Origin of the sequence: Flavobacterium sp. UBA6195 (assembly GCF_002422095.1) — a bacterium.
Classification (GTDB): domain Bacteria; phylum Bacteroidota; class Bacteroidia; order Flavobacteriales; family Flavobacteriaceae; genus Flavobacterium.
Genome location: NZ_DITB01000106.1, coordinates 18,083 through 31,912 on the forward strand (window position 1 = coordinate 18,083; position 13,830 = coordinate 31,912).

General features: G+C 33.7%; 14 protein-coding genes and 1 pseudogene. 10 read left to right on the forward strand and 5 right to left on the reverse strand.

Annotated features, from left to right (window positions below; all coding sequences use genetic code 11):
- Positions 1-23: 23 nt before the first annotated feature.
- The gene (locus B4I81_RS09625) at positions 24-884 is read right to left on the reverse strand and encodes an MBL fold metallo-hydrolase (RefSeq protein ID WP_291110094.1); all 861 of its coding nucleotides are present in this window, start codon (positions 882-884) and stop codon (positions 24-26) included.
- 143 nt (positions 885-1,027) lie between these two features.
- On the opposite strand from B4I81_RS09625, the gene B4I81_RS09630 reads away from it, so the two are divergent.
- The 10 genes from B4I81_RS09630 to B4I81_RS09675 all read left to right on the forward strand — a co-directional run bounded on the left by B4I81_RS09630 (position 1,028) and on the right by B4I81_RS09675 (position 9,336).
- Positions 1,028-1,357 (forward strand): HesB/IscA family protein, encoded by a 330-nt coding sequence (locus tag B4I81_RS09630; RefSeq protein WP_291110121.1) that lies wholly within the window; start codon positions 1,028-1,030, stop codon positions 1,355-1,357.
- Between the two features lie 10 nt (positions 1,358-1,367).
- On the forward strand, positions 1,368-2,816 hold the full coding sequence (gene sufB, locus B4I81_RS09635) for a Fe-S cluster assembly protein SufB (RefSeq protein ID WP_291110096.1): 1,449 nt from the start codon (positions 1,368-1,370) through the stop codon (positions 2,814-2,816).
- A 36-nt stretch (positions 2,817-2,852) separates the two neighbouring features.
- Positions 2,853-3,602 (forward strand): Fe-S cluster assembly ATPase SufC, encoded by a 750-nt coding sequence (gene sufC, locus B4I81_RS09640; protein ID WP_026725388.1) that lies wholly within the window; start codon positions 2,853-2,855, stop codon positions 3,600-3,602.
- Between the two features lie 67 nt (positions 3,603-3,669).
- Complete coding sequence (gene sufD / locus B4I81_RS09645; RefSeq protein WP_291110100.1) at positions 3,670-4,986, forward strand: Fe-S cluster assembly protein SufD; 1,317 nt, start codon at positions 3,670-3,672, stop codon at positions 4,984-4,986.
- 54 nt (positions 4,987-5,040) lie between these two features.
- The gene (locus B4I81_RS09650; RefSeq protein WP_291110102.1) at positions 5,041-6,255 is read left to right on the forward strand and encodes an aminotransferase class V-fold PLP-dependent enzyme; all 1,215 of its coding nucleotides are present in this window, start codon (positions 5,041-5,043) and stop codon (positions 6,253-6,255) included.
- An 11-nt stretch (positions 6,256-6,266) separates the two neighbouring features.
- Positions 6,267-7,016 (forward strand): META domain-containing protein, encoded by a 750-nt coding sequence (locus B4I81_RS09655; RefSeq protein WP_291110104.1) that lies wholly within the window; start codon positions 6,267-6,269, stop codon positions 7,014-7,016.
- Between the two features lie 2 nt (positions 7,017-7,018).
- The gene (locus tag B4I81_RS09660; protein ID WP_291110107.1) at positions 7,019-7,438 is read left to right on the forward strand and encodes a SufE family protein; all 420 of its coding nucleotides are present in this window, start codon (positions 7,019-7,021) and stop codon (positions 7,436-7,438) included.
- Between the two features lie 65 nt (positions 7,439-7,503).
- A complete protein-coding gene (locus B4I81_RS09665) occupies positions 7,504-7,827 on the forward strand; it encodes an SUF system Fe-S cluster assembly protein (RefSeq protein WP_194093730.1) in 324 nt (107 codons plus the stop codon).
- Between the two features lie 72 nt (positions 7,828-7,899).
- Positions 7,900-8,400 carry a DUF2480 family protein gene (locus B4I81_RS09670; RefSeq protein ID WP_291110109.1) on the forward strand — a complete coding sequence of 167 codons (501 nt, stop codon included), beginning with the start codon at positions 7,900-7,902 and terminating at the stop codon, positions 8,398-8,400.
- 93 nt (positions 8,401-8,493) lie between these two features.
- Complete coding sequence (locus B4I81_RS09675) at positions 8,494-9,336, forward strand: DUF3078 domain-containing protein (protein ID WP_291110112.1); 843 nt, start codon at positions 8,494-8,496, stop codon at positions 9,334-9,336.
- Positions 9,337-9,384: 48 nt separating this feature from the next.
- On the opposite strand, the gene hflX is transcribed toward B4I81_RS09675, so the two are convergent.
- The 4 genes and pseudogenes from hflX to B4I81_RS09695 form a co-directional block, all read right to left on the reverse strand.
- Positions 9,385-10,608, reverse strand: coding sequence for a GTPase HflX (hflX, locus tag B4I81_RS09680; protein WP_291110115.1), 1,224 nt, complete (start codon positions 10,606-10,608; stop codon positions 9,385-9,387).
- A 97-nt stretch (positions 10,609-10,705) separates the two neighbouring features.
- Positions 10,706-12,034: a DUF5689 domain-containing protein gene (locus tag B4I81_RS09685; RefSeq protein WP_291110117.1), complete on the reverse strand. Its 1,329-nt coding sequence runs from the start codon at positions 12,032-12,034 to the stop codon at positions 10,706-10,708.
- 6 nt (positions 12,035-12,040) lie between these two features.
- Positions 12,041-12,661 carry a choice-of-anchor J domain-containing protein gene (locus B4I81_RS09690; protein ID WP_291110119.1) on the reverse strand — a complete coding sequence of 207 codons (621 nt, stop codon included), beginning with the start codon at positions 12,659-12,661 and terminating at the stop codon, positions 12,041-12,043.
- Between the two features lie 11 nt (positions 12,662-12,672).
- Positions 12,673-13,830: pseudogene (locus B4I81_RS09695) on the reverse strand (TonB-dependent receptor); the annotation flags it as partial.

Sequence of the window (13,830 nt, forward strand, 5' to 3'; positions counted from 1 at the left end):
TACAGTTGTGATTCTTTTTAACATTATTTTAGAATGTCTTCGCATTTAAAAACTTCTTTTAAACGAACACCTTTTTCAGTTCGTTCAACCGTTATAATTTCATTGTGAGCATCGTGCTCTAAGAATAAATAATAATTATTATCAGCTGCAGCATTCATGAATTTTGCTTTTTCGTCTAATGTTAACAAAGGTCTTGTGTCGTAACCCATTACGTAAGGAATAGGAATATGACCAGCGGTTGCTAATAAATCCGCACAAAAAACGATGGTTTTTCCTTTGTAGTTAATATGTGGAATCATTTGCTTTTCCGTATGACCATCAGCATAGAAAATATCGAAACCTAACTCGCTTGAAAAACCAAAATCACTATCTGGGCGATTAATAAAATGCAACTGACCGCTTTCTTGCATTGGAAATAAATTTTCATGTAAAAAAGAGGCTTTTTCTCGTGTGTTTGGTTCCGTTGCCCATTTCCAGTGATTTTCATTGGTCCAGAATTTAGCATTTTTAAACGCTACTTCATAACCCGTTTTGTCTTTGTTCCAATTCACACTTCCGCCACAATGGTCGAAATGCAAGTGTGTCATAAAAACATCGGTAATGTCATCACGATGAAAACCAGCATTTTTTAATGATTTATCTAACGAATGGTCGCCCCAAAGTGAATAATAACCAAAGAATTTATCTGATTGTTTGTTGCCCATTCCAGTGTCTATCAAAGTTAATTGGTTTCCATCTTCAATTAACAAACATCTTGCTGCAATGTCAATTAAGTTATTTTCGTCAGCAGGATTAGTTTTATTCCAAATGGTTTTGGGTACCACACCAAACATAGCACCGCCATCTAATTTAAAATTTCCTGCTTCAATTGGGTATAATTTCATACTTCGAACATTTTTCTGCCAAATTACAAAAAATACTATAAACAGAAGCTATGAATCGATAAGTTATAAAAATGTTAGCAACTCTTGTAAAAAGCAATTTATGGCTTATCTTTGCGGTTAATTTAGACAAAATCAAAATAGCTATGATTAAAGTGTCAGATACGGCAAGTAAAAAAATCATCGAAATGATGCAAGATGATGGTTTTGATACCACTAAGGATTACGTTAGAGTGGGCGTAAAGAGTGGAGGTTGTTCAGGTTTGTCATATGAATTAAAATTTGACAAAGAAATAGGAGAAAACGATAAAATATTTGAAGATAATAATGTTAGAATTGCAGTAGAGAAGAAGAGTTTTCTTTACTTGGCAGGAACTATATTAGAATTTTCAGGTGGTTTAAATGGAAAAGGATTTGTTTTTAACAATCCAAACGCCCAAAGAACCTGTGGATGTGGGGAGAGTTTCTCTCTATAAATCAAAAGATATGAGTAAGTATACAGAAGACGACTTAAAAGTCGAATTAGAAAATAAAGAATACGAATATGGATTTTACACCGAACTAGACTCGGAAACGTTTCCTGTTGGGTTAAATGAAGATATCGTTCGTGCCATTTCCAAGAAAAAAGAAGAGCCAGAATGGATGACGGAATGGCGTTTGGAAGCTTTTCGTGCTTGGCAAGAAATGGAAGAACCAGAATGGGCCAACGTAAATTACGAAAAACCTGATTTTCAAGCGATTTCGTATTATTCAGCTCCTAAAAAAGCCGATCCGAATAAAAAACTGGAAGACGTTGACCCAGAACTTTTGGCGATGTACAAAAAGTTGGGTATTTCTATCGACGAACAAAAGCGCATGAACAATGTAGCAATTGATATTGTGGTGGATTCGGTTTCTGTGGCAACGACATTCAAGAAAACATTGGCTGAAAAAGGAATTATTTTCATGAGTATTTCCGAAGCGATTAAAGAACATCCAGAATTAGTTAGAAAATACATTGGTACAGTTGTGCCGATGAAAGATAATTTTTATGCGGCGTTAAATTCGGCGGTTTTTTCAGATGGAAGTTTCTGTTACATTCCAAAAGGCGTTCGTTGTCCAATGGAATTATCAACGTATTTCCGAATCAATCAAGGAGGAACAGGTCAGTTTGAAAGAACGTTATTGGTGGCTGATGAAGAAAGTTACGTTTCTTATTTGGAAGGATGTACCGCTCCAAGTCGTGATGAAAACCAATTGCACGCAGCAGTTGTGGAATTAATTGCAATGGACGGAGCCGAAATCAAATATTCAACGGTTCAAAACTGGTATCCAGGAAACAAAGAAGGAAAAGGTGGCGTTTACAATTTCGTAACCAAAAGAGGTTTGTGCGAGAAAAACGCAAAAATTTCTTGGACGCAAGTAGAAACAGGTTCGGCGGTAACTTGGAAATATCCTTCATGTGTGTTGAAAGGCGATAATTCAATTGGTGAATTTTATTCGATTGCCGTTACTAATAATTTCCAACAAGCCGATACGGGAACGAAAATGATTCATTTGGGAAAAAACACCAAATCAACCATTATTTCAAAAGGTATTTCTGCTGGAAAATCACAAAACAGTTACAGAGGATTAGTACAAATCGGAGCAAGAGCTGAAAATGCACGTAACTTCTCACAATGTGATTCACTTTTAATGGGAAATAATTGTGGAGCTCACACGTTTCCTTACATCGAAAGTAAAAATGCTTCGGCAAAAATTGAACACGAAGCTACGACTTCAAAAATTGGTGAAGATCAAGTATTCTATTGTAACCAACGCGGAATTCCAACCGAAAAAGCCATCGCTTTAATCGTAAACGGTTTCAGTAGAGAAGTATTGAACAAATTACCAATGGAATTCGCAGTGGAAGCTCAGAAATTATTGGAAATTTCGTTAGAAGGTTCAGTAGGATAGTCAATCATAAATTAGAAAATATAACACATTTACAAAATGTTACAGATAAAAAACTTACACGCTTCGGTAGAAGACAAAGACATATTAAAAGGAATTAATCTTGAAATTAAAGCAGGAGAAGTACATGCGATTATGGGACCAAATGGTGCCGGAAAATCAACTTTATCTTCTATCATTGCCGGAAATGAAAATTACGAAGTAACGGAAGGCGAAATCTTTTTAGATGGTGAAGAAATTTCAGAATTAGCTCCAGAAGAAAGAGCACACAAAGGCGTGTTCTTGTCGTTCCAATATCCAGTGGAAATTCCAGGTGTTTCGGTAACGAATTTCATCAAAACCGCTATCAACGAAAAGCGCAAAGCGAATGGTGAAGAAGAAATGCCAGCGAATGAAATGTTAAAGAAAATCCGTGAGAAATCAGAATTGTTAGAAATGGATAGAAAATTCTTATCGCGTTCTCTAAACGAAGGTTTTTCGGGTGGTGAGAAGAAACGTAACGAGATTTTCCAAATGGCGATGTTAGAACCAAAAATCGCAATTTTGGACGAAACCGATTCAGGTTTGGATATCGATGCGTTACGAATCGTAGCTAACGGTGTAAACAAATTGAAAAACGAAAACAACGCGGTATTAGTGATTACGCACTACCAACGTTTGTTAGACTATATCGTTCCAGATTTCGTTCACGTTTTAATGGACGGAAAAATCGTAAAAACGGGTGGAGCAGATTTAGCTTTAGAGTTGGAAGAAAAAGGATACGATTGGATAAAGAATGAATTGAACTAGAGTTTACAGTCTCAGTCACAGTTATCAGAACACTGCGACTGAACACTGCGACTGAACACTAAATACAATGGAATTAAAAGATAAAATGATAGCTTCTTTCATGGCCTTTGAAGAGAAAATCAAAGACAATGAAGATTTGCACGAAGTTCGAAATCACGCCATAAAAAATTTCGAAAACAAAGGTTTCCCAACCAAAAAAGAGGAAGCTTGGAAATACACGTCATTAAATGCGATTTTAAAAAATGACTTTTCGGTTTTCCCAAAAAAGGATAACGCCATCGAATTTAAAGACGTAAAAAAGTATTTCTTACACGAAATTGACACCTACAAAGTAGTTTTCATCGACGGAATTTTCAGTTCGTTTTTGTCTTCTACTACACATGATGGTTTAGATGTTTGTTTGATGGCTTCGGCATTGACCAAACCTAAATATAAAATGGTAATCGATACCTATTTTAATCAAATTGCGAGTAAAGAAGAGAGTTTGACTTCTCTAAATACGGCTTTTTCATTGGAAGGTGCTTATATCAACATTCCAAAAAGTAAAGTGGTTGAAAAACCAATCGAAATCATCTATTTCTCAACCGGAAATGAAGCGGCTTTGATGGTGCAACCTCGAAACTTAATCATCGTTGGAGAAAACGCTCACGTGCAAATCGTAGAACGTCATCAAAGTTTAAATTCTAATCCCGTTTTAACCAACTCGGTAACCGAAATTTTTGCTCAAAAACGCGCGATTGTTGACTATTACAAAGTTCAAAACGATGTACAAACTGCGAATTTGATTGACAATACGTACATTGCGCAAAAGCAAGAGAGTAGAGTAGCAGTACATACGTTTTCGTTTGGTGGAAACATCACCAGAAACAACTTGAATTTCTATCATCAAGGAGAACGAATCGATTCAACGTTAAAAGGAATTACCATTATTGGCGATAAACAACACGTAGATCATTATACATTGGTACAACATGCAACTCCAAATTGCGAAAGTCACCAAAATTATAAAACGATTTTGCATGACAATTCAACTGGAGTTTTCAATGGAAAAATCTTCGTTGAAAAAGAAGCGCAAAAAACCGATGCATTCCAACAAAACAACAACATTTTAATTGGCGATAAAGCGACTATCAACGCAAAACCGCAATTGGAAATTTTTGCTGATGATGTAAAATGCTCGCACGGTTGTACGATTGGACAATTAGATGAAAGCGCGATGTTCTACATGCAACAACGTGGAATTCCTAAAAAAGAAGCCAAAGCTTTGTTGATGTATGCCTTTACAAGCGAAGTAACAAATAGTATCAAAATACCAGAATTAAAAGCTAAAATCGGTAGAATTATTGCTGATAAATTAGGCGTAAATATGGGATTTGATTTGTAGTATATAAAGCCGCTTTATTGCGGTTTTGTTTTATAAAAAATAAAAAATATCAATATGTTTGATGTTCAAAAAGTAAGAGCTGATTTTCCCATTTTATCGCAAAAAGTAAATGGTAAACCCTTGGTGTATTTTGATAACGGAGCTACTTCGCAAAAGCCACAAGTGGTTATCGATGCTATTTCCAAATATTACAGCGAAATCAATGCGAATATTCACCGTGGTGTGCATACGTTGAGTCAATTGGCTACCGATGCTTATGAAGTGTCGCGAAATACGATTCAAAATCACTTAAATGCGAAACACAATCACGAAATCATTTTTACTTCGGGAACCACTTTCGGGATTAACTTGGTAGCGAATGGTTTTGCAAGTTTGCTAAAAGCAGGCGATGAGGTGATGGTTTCGGTATTGGAACACCACAGTAATATTGTGCCTTGGCAATTTTTGTGTGAGAGAACTGGAGCAAAGTTGGTCGTAATCCCAATGAATGAAAAAGGAGAGTTGATTATTTCTGAATTCGACAACTTACTTTCCGAAAAAACGAAAATCGTAACGGTTAATCACATTTCAAATGCATTAGGAACGGTTAACCCAATTGAATACATCATTAAAAAAGCACATGGAGTAGGAGCAGCCGTTTTAATCGATGGAGCACAAGCAACTCCACATTTACGACCAGATGTACAAGCTTTGGATTGTGATTTTTATGTGTTCTCAGGTCATAAAGTTTGTGGACCAACAGGTGTGGGAATTTTATACGGAAAAGAAGATTGGTTGCGAAAATTGCCACCCTATCAAGGCGGAGGCGAAATGATTGCTGAGGTAACATTCGAAAAAACAACTTACGCAGATTTACCCCATAAATTTGAAGCGGGAACTCCTAACATCGAAGGCGGAATTGTTTTAGGAACCGCAATTGATTATATGAATTCGATAGGTTTTGATAATATCGCAGCTTACGAACAAGAATTATTGGACTACGGGACCAAAAGATTACAAGAAATCGAAGGTTTAACGATTTACGGGACGAGTGAAAACAAAGCTTCAGTAATTTCGTTTAACATAAAAGGCATTCATCCATATGACATTGGCACAATTATCGATAAGTTAGGTATAGCGGTTAGAACCGGTCATCATTGCGCCCAACCTATTATGAATTTTTTCAATATTCCAGGAACGATTAGAGCAAGTTTTGCTTTTTACAATACCAAGGAAGAAATTGATATCTTTGTAGAAGCGGTTAAAAAAGCGCAAATGATGTTATCTTAAAAAGTAAAATTATGAAAATTATGCTTACTATTTTCTTGTCTATTTTCCTTTCAAAAGGTTGTGCGCAAGACCAAGAACTATCTGATGTTAAAATTGTTTATGGGGCTAATACTAGAGGTTATCACAGAATGATAACAATTGAAAATGGGACATTCTCGTTAGTTAGTCAAAGAGATGGAAAACCAAGTGTTGTCAATTTAACAGATGCACAATGGAAAAAGTTAGCGGAATTATATAGTAAAATAGATTTAAAAACTTTCAACGATTTAGAAGGTCCAACTATGGAGCGTGCGTATGATGGGAAACCTCATGCTGACATGACAATCGTGGTGAAAGATAAAACGTATACAACTAAAGGATTTGATCATACAATTCCGCCTGCTAAAATTAAAGAATTTGTCGATTATATTAATAAAATTGCTGATGATTCTGTTTTAAAAAATCCAATTTTAGGAAGTTATGTTGTAGAAGAATTAGTTGGAGTTAATGTAGCTGAAAAAAACTATTTTATTAGTTTTGATAACGATAAAATTTCGGGTTTTATGGGATGTAATATGTATTCAGGAACGTATAAACTGAATAAAGAAAGTATAACTATTTCACCCTTGATGTCCACAAAGAAATATTGTGAAAATGAATTGAAAAATGAAGAGACTTGGTTTAAAATTGCTTCTAATGTTTCTCATTTCGAAATTGAAAACAAAACAATTTATCTTTTAAACAACGATAATAAAGTAGTTTTAAAAGCAACAAAAAGATAAGAATGACAATTAAAAAAATACAAAACGAAATCGTAGATGAGTTCTCTATGTTTGATGACTGGATGCAACGCTACGAATACATCATTGAATTAGGGAAGTCGCTTCCATTAATCGATGAACAATACAAAGTCGACGAAAACATCATCAAAGGTTGCCAATCTAAAGTTTGGGTTCATGGCGAAGAACATAATGGGAAAATTGTTTTCACAGCAGATAGTGATGCGATTCTTACCAAAGGAATTATTGCTATTTTAATCCGTGCTTTTTCTAATCAATCGCCAAAGGATATTTTAGATGCGAATACCGATTTTATTGATGAAATAGGATTAAAGGAACATTTATCACCAACGCGAGCCAACGGTTTGGTTTCGATGATAAAACAAATAAAAATGTATGCCTTAGCCTTTCAAGCTAAACAATAAATGAAAACATATAAGTTTTCGTATTAACTGAACACTTTTCACTGAACACTGAATATTAAAATAAAATGGAAGAATTTAACGATACAATCAACTTAGGAGAAGACGTTGTCAAAGTTTTAAAAGGAATTTTTGACCCAGAAATCCCAGTAGATATTTACGAATTAGGTTTAATCTACGACGTGATGATTAATGAAGATAACGATGTAAAAATCTTGATGACTTTAACTTCACCAAATTGCCCAGTAGCGGAAACGTTACCTCAAGAAGTAGAAGAAAAAATCAAATCGATTGATGCAGTAAAATCATGTGAAGTTGAAATCACTTTCGATCCACCATGGAGTAAAGATTTAATGAGCGAAGAGGCAAAATTAGAATTAGGAATGCTTTAAATAAGTAATCAGTGTTCAATTTTTAGTTGACAGTTTGCTGAACACTGATTTCTGAACACTGAACACTGAAAAATGGACGAAATAGTAAATAAAGTAGCGCAAAGTTCTTTGATGGTATTCGATTTAGAAGACTACTATCCAGATAATCATGTGGTAGATTTAGATATTTCGCAATGGTTGTTGGAAGGGTTTATCTTGAAAGAATCTGATTTTAGAGCACAATTGAAAAACATGGATTGGGCTCAATTTGAAGACAAATACGTCGCTTTGTATTGTTCATCGGATGCGATACTTCCTGCTTGGGCTTTTGCTTTAGTCTCGGTTCATTTGGCGCCTCATGCTCTAAAAGTGATTCATGGAAATAAAGAACTCGCTACAATAGAATGGTATCAGGATATTTTAAATAAATTGGATTATACCGACTATTTTCAAAAACCGGTAATTCTTAAAGGTTGTTCTAAAAAACAGGTTCCAAACCAAGTATATACTTTAGCGATTCAAAAATTGATGCAAGTATCTAAAAGCGTTATGTTTGGTGAAGCTTGTTCGGCAGTTCCACTCTATAAAAAATAAGTTTTATCGTTTATACTTTCATTTTATCTTTAAAATTTGGTGCTTTTAAGTAAATAACTACTTTTGCTCCTTCAAATTTTAAAATATAGATAAATGAAAAAATTTTTAATCCCTCTATTATTAATAGTTTCAAATCTTTTTGGACAAGAAACAGCTACAGATTCAACAAAACATTGGACTAGAAAAGGTGTTTTTACGTTATTAGCAAATCAATCATCTTTTAGTAATTGGCAAGCGGGTGGTCAGAATAACTTCGCTGGGAATGTTGGTGTAAATTACGATTTCAATTATAAAAATGGGGATTGGAATTGGGATAACAAAATCATCGTATCCTATGGTTTAACCAAAATCAAAGGTGCCGATACTCAAAAAACAGATGACAGACTTGAGTTTAATTCACTTTTAGGAAAAAAAGCTTCAGGTTATTGGTTTTATTCTGCTTTTTTCAACTTTAAAACACAAATGGATACTGGTTTAGATCCAGCCACTCAAACTGTAAAAATTTCGCATTTCTTTTCACCTGCCTTTTTTCAATTTGGACCTGGTATGTTGTGGAAAAAAAGCGATAATTTAAAGGTGAATTTCGCTCCAGCTACTTCAAAGTTAATTATGGTTCATGATCATTTTACAGAATTCAGCTCGTCTTTTGGTGTAGAGCAAGGCGAAACAACAAGATACGAATTAGGAGCTGCTGTTAATGGTTATTATAAATTCAAATTGATGGAAAATGTTTCTGTTGAGAATATTTTAAATTTATATTCTAATTATTTGGAAGATGCCCAAAATGTTGATATTGATTACCAATTAAACATTGTAATGAAAATCAATAAATACCTTTCTACAAACTTTGCATTTCAAACGATTTATGATGATAATGCATTTAGAGGCTTTCAAACCAAACAAATTATCGGTTTAGGTGTGAATTATGGTTTCTAATTCAAAATAGCTTAAATAAAACAAAAAGACCTCAGTTGAGGTCTTTTTTTATTCGTTTTCAACGGCATCTTTATAATCTGGATATAAAAATTTGTTGTATGGAAATCTTGTTATGTGAATTTCTCTAACAGCTTCATATACTTTTTCTCTAAATTCTTCAAAGTTTGCTTTTTCAGTTGCCGAAATGAAAAGTGTTTTGCTTTCTCCTAATTTACTCATCCAGGTTCTTTTCCAATCTTCCAAAGTATAATGTTTAGTGGTTTTTTCAACACTTAAATCATTTTCATCAAAATAAACCGATTTAAAAGCGTCGATTTTATTGAAAACCATAATCGTAGGTTTGTCTGCACTTTTAATGTCTTGTAAAATTTGGTTTACCGATGCAATATGATCTTCAAAGTCGGGATGCGAAATATCTACCACATGAAGCAATAAATCAGCTTCTCTCACTTCATCTAAGGTGCTTTTAAACGACTCAACTAATTGTGTTGGTAGTTTTCTAATAAATCCAACCGTATCGCTTAAAAGGAACGGTAAATTCTTTATTACTGTTTTTCGAACAGTTGTGTCAAGTGTTGCGAATAATTTGTTTTCTACAAACACATCACTTTTTCCAACAGCATTCATTAAAGTAGATTTTCCAACATTAGTATAACCTACTAAAGCTACACGAACCATGGCGCCACGATTACTTCGTTGGGTTGCCATTTGTTTGTCGATTACTTTAATTTTATCTTTTAGCAAAGAGATTCTATCACGCACAATACGACGGTCTGTTTCAATTTCGGTTTCTCCCGGACCACGCATTCCAATTCCCCCTTTTTGACGTTCTAAGTGCGTCCACATTCCTGTTAAACGGGGTAATAAATATTGGCATTGCGCTAATTCTACTTGAGTTCTTGCATACGAAGTTTCAGCACGTTGCGCGAAGATATCTAAGATAAGATTGGTTCTGTCTAATACTTTACAATCTAATTCTTTGGTAATATTTTTCGATTGAGAAGGTGTTAATTCGTCATCAAAAATTACGGTTTTAATATCGTTATCTTTGATAAAGTATTTGATTTCTTCTAGTTTACCTGTTCCAACAAACGTTTTTGGATTGGGTTTATCCATTTTTTGTGAGAAACGTTTGACAACGGTTCCACCAGCGGTAAATGTTAAAAATTCCAATTCGTCAAGATATTCGTTTAGTTTATCTTCACTTTGGTTTTGGGTTACTATTCCTACTACTATTGATTTTTCAAAGTCAATTACTTCTTTCTCTAACATAATCATTCTTTAAGAATACAAAGGTACGAGAAATAGAAGTATAAAAAAACCCTCAAATAATGTTACATTAGTTGAGGGTTTTCTAAAAGTTGTATGGCTATTGACCTAATATTTTAACATTATCTACTTCCCATGCAGCTGCAGAAGAAGTTGTTGATCTGTATTTGAAAGCAACGCGAACATTTGAATTTCCTGTGAATGATGAAATATCAATTCCTCCAGAATTGCCTAAGCTCCAAGAGGTATAGCTTCCGCTAGTCCAAACAGGTAAATTAAATCCAGTTAATTGCGTCCAAGTTGCAGTACTAGGTGCTCCTGAACTATAATCAGTAGAAACATAAACTTCTAAAGCAGGACCTGCATAACGAGTACTAGTTTGAAAAGATAATACTGCAAATGAATTTGTACTTAAATCAATAGAAGGTGAAATTAACCAATCTTCATTATTTACTCCAAACCCATTAATGAATGCATTAAAAGTAGGGTTACCAAATGTAGCTTGAACATTCCAAGTGGTAGTTCCACTAACATTTTGTTTAACCCAGTTAGGGAAATTAGTATCAAAAGGTTCATTGAAAATTGTAGCTAAATTGATTCGTGGTTGATCTAATTTTACATCTTCTAATGTTCTTAACATAAATTGATAATAAGCAGTTCCTGAACTATTAATATATTTTGTAAGTACACATCTGATTTTACCACTACCACTAGGAATTGGTTTTGAAGCAAATGTTGCGTATTCACTAGTTCTTATAGTTACACTATTTCCAAAGATATCTGTAATAGTGTGGTTTGTTGCTCCTCCACTAACATTACTTGGATCGTAGTAATTTTTTCCTAAAGCTGCATCAGAAAACTGAACATTATCAAATTCAATCAATTTATTAATATATTGATCTGCCTGAGCTTGATTTAATGATAAATGATTTACAATGTCATCTTCATTAATTTTATCACAGCTTCTTAAAATTACATCTTTATATTCAACACCAGAAATTCTTCCTACTCCACCATTATATGAAGACCCAATAACTGTAGCGTCGTATTGTTTATTAAAATATCTATTTTTATCTAATTTGATGGTAACTTTTCTTCCTGGTTCAAATTCTGTATATAGGTTGTAATTGTCTACCGGCATACTAAAACCAGTTGAACCATCGGTAGAAACCATAGATATAGACTTATAAAAGTTTCCTCCTTCATCACTTGAAGTTACATAAGCTTCAATATAATCTACTAAATTTTCATCAGTAGTATATTGTGTAGCAGTACCTACAGCAAGTGAAGTAATTTCTGAAACTTCCTTAGTCTTAGGAATAGAAATACATTCGTTTGATAAATCTGGAGTTCCATAATCATCGCCATTTACACATCCTACTAATGATGTTAAAACAGTAATTGTTAGTAATAATCTTAAATTTTTCATAGCGTATTATTTTGATGTATATACGTAAAGATTATCCACTTGGAATAATCCGTCTAAGTTAGTGTTAGTTCCTGAACCCGTTACTTTAAATGCAATGTGAATGGTTTGTCCTTCATAAGCACTTAAATTAATTTCACCAGATGGAATAAATAAATATCCTGTAGTGCTTTTATTTGCAACACTACATACTACTTCATTCCAAGTTGCTGAATTTACATTGCTTCCGTCAAAATCTGAAGAAACATAAACTTGAAGTTTGTTTGCGTTATCAGATACGAAGTTTTGAGCGGATTGAAATGAAAATTTTACACTTTCATAGCCTGATAAATCATAAGCAGGTGAAATTAACCAACCAATGTTTGAAGCATTTCCAGAACCATAAGTATTAAATTCTGCATACCCATTACCACTGTATGATTTTTCTTTCCAAGAAATTGTACCAGCTTCTGCAAAATTTGTCCAATCCGTAAGGTCTAAAATAGTGTTATTTTGAATGTCTTGAAATTCTTCAGAATAAAAAGGTGTTTTTACCGTTGGAATTACATAATCATCCTCACCAACACAACTTGTTAAAACTACTGATGAAGTTACTAACAAGAAAAGTGACTTTAATAAATTATTTTTCATAGTACAATTTTTTAGAAGTTAATATAGAAGTTAACAAAATATGTTCTTCCGTATCCATAGAAATATTTAGGACCAAAAGCACGAGTTCCGCTAACCAAATCTTGTTGTAAGTCAGGGAATGTTGCTTTACGAGATTGTTCGAAACCACCCGTTTTATAGGTAACATCTAAAACATTATTTACTGAAGCAAAGAAACCAACAGTGTTACGATTTGCTTTACTAATTCTCCATGATTTTCCTCCAGTTAAGTTTAAAATTGAGAAACTATCAAATTTTTCTTGTTTTAAAACTTTTCTAACAGCATCATCTGTAGCACCTGGATAAGAAACTCCAGTTGCTGGGTTAATACTGAAATTATCTGTTCTTAATATGTTTGAAACATCGATATAAGAATCTCCAAGATAGTTGATGTTGGCTCCAACCCACCAAAAACGAGGGTCACGGTATTCTAAACCAAATGACGCAGCTGTTTGAGGCATTCCAGGTTGATGATAATCTTTAATATATACTTTTCCAAAATCTTTTATAGGATCTTGACCTAAAGCAGCTAAACCGTCATCATTAGTTTTTAATTTAGCATTTTTAGAGTAAATATATTGACCATATGATGCTGCAGCAGTAGCTTTAATTGTAGATGTAATTTGATATTCTATACCAAGTTCAACTCCCATGTTTTGTTTTTCTAAACCAGTAACAATTTCACTAACAAAAGCATCTTCATCTCCTTCAGTATCACCTATGTTTTCAGCATAAAAGAAAGAAATATCAGTAGCATTACTTATTTTTGAATAAAAACCTGTTAATCTACTTTTGAATTTAGGACTTCTTATGATATAACTACCATCAGCACTTACAATAGATTCACTAACTAAATCAGGAGTTATATTGTTGTTTAAACGAGCATTTGAAAATGAGCTTCTTAAAGTTGGAGCTTTTGTCATGTACATTCCATTGAAATCCAATAGGTGTTTTCCAGTAAGTTTGTAGGTAATTCCTCCTTTGAAACCAAAATTCTCAAAAACGATGCTTTTTCCTTTACCAAATGAATTGTTTGCATAGATTCCATTTCTGAACAATCCTTCTCTTTGATATTCTGTTCTAGAAAAAGATTGTGCTAAATAAAAATCAGCTTTGTCGTAAGAAAATTTAAATTGTGTAAAACCATCAAA

Excerpts from the sequence above, each read along its gene's own strand:
- B4I81_RS09665 (WP_194093730.1), top strand. The coding sequence starts at position 7,504 with ATGGAAGAATTTAACGATACAATCAACTTAGGAGAAGACGTTGTCAAA.
- B4I81_RS09690 (WP_291110119.1), bottom strand. The coding sequence starts at position 12,661 with ATGAAAAATAATTTATTAAAGTCACTTTTCTTGTTAGTAACTTCATCA.
- hflX (WP_291110115.1), bottom strand. The coding sequence starts at position 10,608 with ATGTTAGAGAAAGAAGTAATTGACTTTGAAAAATCAATAGTAGTAGGA.
- B4I81_RS09685 (WP_291110117.1), bottom strand. The coding sequence starts at position 12,034 with ATGAAAAATTTAAGATTATTACTAACAATTACTGTTTTAACATCATTA.
- B4I81_RS09660 (WP_291110107.1), top strand. The coding sequence starts at position 7,019 with ATGACAATTAAAAAAATACAAAACGAAATCGTAGATGAGTTCTCTATG.
- sufC (WP_026725388.1), top strand. The coding sequence starts at position 2,853 with ATGTTACAGATAAAAAACTTACACGCTTCGGTAGAAGACAAAGACATA.
- B4I81_RS09630 (WP_291110121.1), top strand. The coding sequence starts at position 1,028 with ATGATTAAAGTGTCAGATACGGCAAGTAAAAAAATCATCGAAATGATG.
- B4I81_RS09675 (WP_291110112.1), top strand. The coding sequence starts at position 8,494 with ATGAAAAAATTTTTAATCCCTCTATTATTAATAGTTTCAAATCTTTTT.
- sufB (WP_291110096.1), top strand. The coding sequence starts at position 1,368 with ATGAGTAAGTATACAGAAGACGACTTAAAAGTCGAATTAGAAAATAAA.
- B4I81_RS09670 (WP_291110109.1), top strand. The coding sequence starts at position 7,900 with ATGGACGAAATAGTAAATAAAGTAGCGCAAAGTTCTTTGATGGTATTC.
- B4I81_RS09650 (WP_291110102.1), top strand. The coding sequence starts at position 5,041 with ATGTTTGATGTTCAAAAAGTAAGAGCTGATTTTCCCATTTTATCGCAA.
- sufD (WP_291110100.1), top strand. The coding sequence starts at position 3,670 with ATGGAATTAAAAGATAAAATGATAGCTTCTTTCATGGCCTTTGAAGAG.
- B4I81_RS09655 (WP_291110104.1), top strand. The coding sequence starts at position 6,267 with ATGAAAATTATGCTTACTATTTTCTTGTCTATTTTCCTTTCAAAAGGT.
- B4I81_RS09625 (WP_291110094.1), bottom strand. The coding sequence starts at position 884 with ATGAAATTATACCCAATTGAAGCAGGAAATTTTAAATTAGATGGCGGT.